The organism is Collimonas silvisoli, from assembly GCF_018305005.1.
GTDB classification, from domain to species: domain Bacteria; phylum Pseudomonadota; class Gammaproteobacteria; order Burkholderiales; family Burkholderiaceae_D; genus Collimonas; species Collimonas silvisoli.
In genome coordinates, this window is sequence record NZ_JAGQEG010000190.1 from 1 (window position 1) to 3,791 (window position 3,791).

Consider the following 3,791-nt stretch of genomic DNA (forward strand, 5'->3'; position numbering starts at 1 on the left):
GCTAGCGTTTTTTTGGCTAAGGATCGCAGCCGACAGGTGGTGCGAATATTTTCTCCTCAATCCGGATTGGGGAAAAGACCTTAGCCAACAATGGCTGAAGTGCTGCATCAATGAGGGGATGGAGCAGTTCAGCTGGTGCCGAATTCATTAGCGCAAGCAGAGTTGATTGCGCCGATGAATAATCCGCCGTTCCCATCGCGATGGGTTCGTCGGGTTTCCAACTTGGAGCTTGATTTTTTCCATCACGTGAAGGAGAAACAAAATGGCAACAGCAGCAAAGAAACCCGCAGCGAAGAAACCCGCTGCGAAGAAAGCAGCACCGGCCAAGAAGCCAGTAGCTAAAGCAGCAGCAAAACCAGCAGCTAAGAAACCGGTTGCGAAGAAAGCTGTAGCAGCGAAAAAGCCGGCAGCTAAGGCAGCAGCAAAACCAGCAGCTAAGAAAGCTGTAGCGGCCAAAAAGCCAGTAGCTAAGAAAGCAGCAGCAAAACCAGCAGCAGCCAAGAAGCCAGTTGCTAAGAAAGCTGTAGCGGCCAAAAAGCCAGTAGCTAAGAAAGCAGCAGCAAAACCGGCAGCAGCCAAGAAGCCAGTTGCTAAGAAAGCTGTAGCGGCCAAAAAGCCAGTAGCTAAGAAAGCAGCAGCAAAACCGGCAGCAGCCAAGAAGCCAGTTGCTAAGAAAGCTGTAGCGGCCAAAAAGCCAGTAGCTAAGAAAGCAGCAGCAAAACCAGCAGTAGCCAAGAAGCCAGTGGCTAAAGCAGCAGCGAAACCAGCGGCCAAAAAGCCGGCAGTTAAGAAAGTCGCGGCTAAGCCAGCAGCAAAAAAGCCGGTAGCTAAGGCAGCAGCGAAACCTGCCGCTAAACCTGCGGCAGCTAAGCCAGCAGCTGTTAAAAAGGCCGCAGCGAAACCTGCAGCCAAGAAACCAGTGGCAAAACCTGCAGCTGAGCCAGCAGTAAAGACAGTGCTCAACCCGGCAGCAGCTTGGCCGTTCCCAACTGGCACACGCCCATAATCAGGGTTTGCCAGGCTACCTGACTAAGTTCAGGTGCGTCGCCCGCTGTATGGCTTAGCGCCATTCAGCGGGTTTTTATTTTTGGGCGCGGGTAATTTGTCGGCATACGTATAGCCATGCGCTTGGCGGTCGATACATGCGGCGTGAGCGCATCCATCAGCCAGGTCGAAATAACTGCTACGATACTCACTCAGCTGATAAGCCCGTTCTGCCCTTAAACTGTGGCGTTCGTCCACATCCCCGACTCACATCTTGCACCCGAAGTCGGGTAAGTGATTAGTATATTGGCCGGCTGGTCCATCATGCACTGATGCCGACAAGCCTGAATCATTGCTTCATCTGGAAAGGGAAACACCTCGTGTTGCAGAATATTTTCACCTTGATTATCGAAACTATCGCCAGTGTCCTGGGCGGTGTCCTGTTGCTTCGGTTTTGGATCCAGGCGGTACGGGTGCGGCCTCCGCAACAGCTGGCGCATTTCATCTTTACTTTGTCTGACTGGGCTGTGCGTCCAATGCGGCGCTTGCTGCCCGGGATTGGCGGCTATGACTGGGCGAGCCTGATAGGCGCAGCTCTGGTTGCCATCATCTGTATCCTGCTGGAGCTCGGCGTCAGGTCGGCGTTGAGCGCCTCATTGATCTTCAGCTTGTCGGCACTGCTGTTTTTCCAATGGATATTTTACGGGCTGATTGCACTATTGATTGTTGAGGCGATCTTTAGCTGGGTGAATCCGCATGCGCCCCTGGCGCCCTTCGTACGGGCGCTGAATGAGCCGCTGTTACGGCCTTTGCGCAGAATTATTCCGCTGATCGGCAATATCGATCTGTCGCCGCTGGTAGCGTTGATACTGCTGAGGGTAGTGCACCAGTTGGTGATTTATCTGATCATGTCGCTGACATGATCCACAAGGCGGCCGCTGGCGCTGGCACCGTGGCCGGGCAGAGCGCCGGTTTGCATCCATGGTGCTCCGAGATTGCCGGGGGCGTCAGGCTGGCGCTGCAAGTGACGCCTAACGCCAAGAAAAGCCAGATCATCGGGCCCTTGGACAATGTGCTCAAGCTGCGCTTGCAGGCGCAGCCTATCGAGGGCAAGGCGAATGAGGCGCTGATTCGCTATCTGGCAGAGCTGCTGGATGTGCCGCGCAGCGGGATTGTCATCACCCATGGCCATACCAACAAACGCAAAATCGTCGAGGCGCATGGCGCGTCGTTGACGGCCGACGCCGTCACGCGCAGCTTGCTGGCGTTAGTCCGATAAGCGTAGGGAAAAAGAAAACGGCTTCCGATGATGAGTCGGAAGCCGTGGGTCTGGAGTCCGGGTCGACGCCGGGTGCCGGGTTATGCGTCCATCTGGCTTTGCAGATAATTTTGCAGGCCGATCTTGTCGATCAGGTCAAGCTGGGTTTCCAGCCAGTCGATATGCTCTTCGGTATCTTCGAGGATTTCCTTGAACAGTTCACGCGATACGTAATCGCCGGCTTTTTCGCAAGCAGCGATGCCTTCCTTCACAGTCTTTTGTGCGCCTTGTTCCAGCTTCAGGTCGCATTCCAGCATCTCCGGCGTCGACTCGCCGATCATCAGCTTGTGCAATGCCTGCAGATTCGGCAAACCGTTCAGCATCAGGATGCGGTCAATCAGTTTGTCAGCGTGCTTCATTTCGCCGATCGATTCTTCGTATTCCTTCTTGCCAAGCTTTTCCAGGCCCCAGTGCTTGTACATGCGGGCATGCAGGAAGTACTGGTTGATGGCGGTCAGTTCGTTGGTTAACTGCGCGTTGAGCAGCGTGATGATTTGTTTTTCGCCTTGCATGGGGACCTCGCTATGAAATGGGGGCGGAGTGCGGGATGCGGAGTGACGCAGCGATAAAGTGGGGGATTTCTAGACCTTATGCCGACTTTCTCACGTGATCGGCGTGTCGTCTAACCGACACTCAACCGAAATCGCAGCCATGATAGCGCATGCAATCAGCTTTTTCATCATCAGATAGCGCGAATCATTTTCATTGTGATTTGTGCATCAATCCGACCATGCAAATAGAGCCTGCGCATGGCGACATGCGCAGGCTCTCAAGGAAACGGAAAGTGCAGGAGCGTCGAGAATGCTGAACGCTTGAATTAACACTTAAGTCGCGGCCGTCATGCCACCTTCACTGCTTACTTGGCGTCGGGATCGGTAACAAAGCCGATTTTTCCAAGTCCGCCGGATTGCGCGGCAGCCATCACCTGGGCCACTTTTTCATATTGCACCGTGCGCGCTGCGCGCAGGTGCAATTCCGGTTGTGGCTGTTTTTGTGCCGCAACCGCAATCCGCGAGTTCAGTTCGTTGCGGTCGACCGCTTCTTCATTCCAGAACAGCTTGCCGTCGGCATCGATAGACAGATTGATGCTTTCCGGCTTGGCCTGGTCTGGCTGGTTAGTGGCGCGCGGCAAATCGATCTTTACCGCGTGGTTCATCACCGGGATCGTCATGATAAAGATAATCAACAGCACCAGCATCACATCGACCAACGGCGTGGTGTTGATCTCCGGATTGAAATCATCGTCCGAATCGGACAAGGAACCCATGCTCATCATGCACCTTTCACAGCGACCAGTTTGGCGCCATTACTTGAACCACTCGAACCGGTTGGATTGCCGGTTTCGGTATTGCTGGAACGGGAACCGGTGACAAACAGCGCATGCAGGTCGAAACCGAATTTATTCAGCTTGGCGATGATGGTTTTGTTACCGCGCACCAGCGCGTTATAGCCGAAGGTAGCCGGAATCGCCACGGCCAAACCGAGCGCG

Annotated in this window: 5 protein-coding genes and 1 pseudogene; 3 read left to right on the forward strand and 3 right to left on the reverse strand. The window is 54.4% G+C overall.

Annotation, left to right across the window (positions count from 1 at the left end; genetic code table 11):
* Window positions 1–262: 262 nt before the first annotated feature.
* The 3 genes from KHU33_RS25680 (at window position 263) to KHU33_RS25690 (ending at window position 2,263) form a co-directional block, all read left to right on the forward strand.
* Window positions 263–1,006: a histone H1-like repetitive region-containing protein gene (locus KHU33_RS25680; RefSeq protein ID WP_211468312.1), complete on the forward strand. Its 744-nt coding sequence runs from the start codon at window positions 263–265 to the stop codon at window positions 1,004–1,006.
* A 358-nt stretch (window positions 1,007–1,364) separates the two neighbouring features.
* Entirely contained in the window at window positions 1,365–1,907 is a 543-nt protein-coding gene (locus KHU33_RS25685) for a YggT family protein (protein ID WP_211468314.1), read from the forward strand.
* Window positions 1,904–2,263, forward strand: coding sequence for a DUF167 domain-containing protein (locus KHU33_RS25690; protein WP_211468316.1), 360 nt, complete (start codon window positions 1,904–1,906; stop codon window positions 2,261–2,263). Before KHU33_RS25685 ends, KHU33_RS25690 begins: the two co-directional genes overlap by 4 nt.
* Before the next feature lie 80 nt (window positions 2,264–2,343).
* Here the strand turns inward: KHU33_RS25690 and bfr are convergent, their stop codons facing one another.
* From bfr to KHU33_RS25705, 3 genes and pseudogenes are all read right to left on the reverse strand, one after another.
* Window positions 2,344–2,814: a bacterioferritin gene (bfr, locus tag KHU33_RS25695; protein WP_211468318.1), complete on the reverse strand. Its 471-nt coding sequence runs from the start codon at window positions 2,812–2,814 to the stop codon at window positions 2,344–2,346.
* 344 nt (window positions 2,815–3,158) lie between these two features.
* Entirely contained in the window at window positions 3,159–3,575 is a 417-nt protein-coding gene (locus KHU33_RS25700; RefSeq protein ID WP_211468320.1) for an ExbD/TolR family protein, read from the reverse strand.
* A pseudogene (locus KHU33_RS25705) lies at window positions 3,575–3,791 on the reverse strand (MotA/TolQ/ExbB proton channel family protein); the annotation flags it as partial. The pseudogene KHU33_RS25705 and the gene KHU33_RS25700, both read right to left, overlap by 1 nt.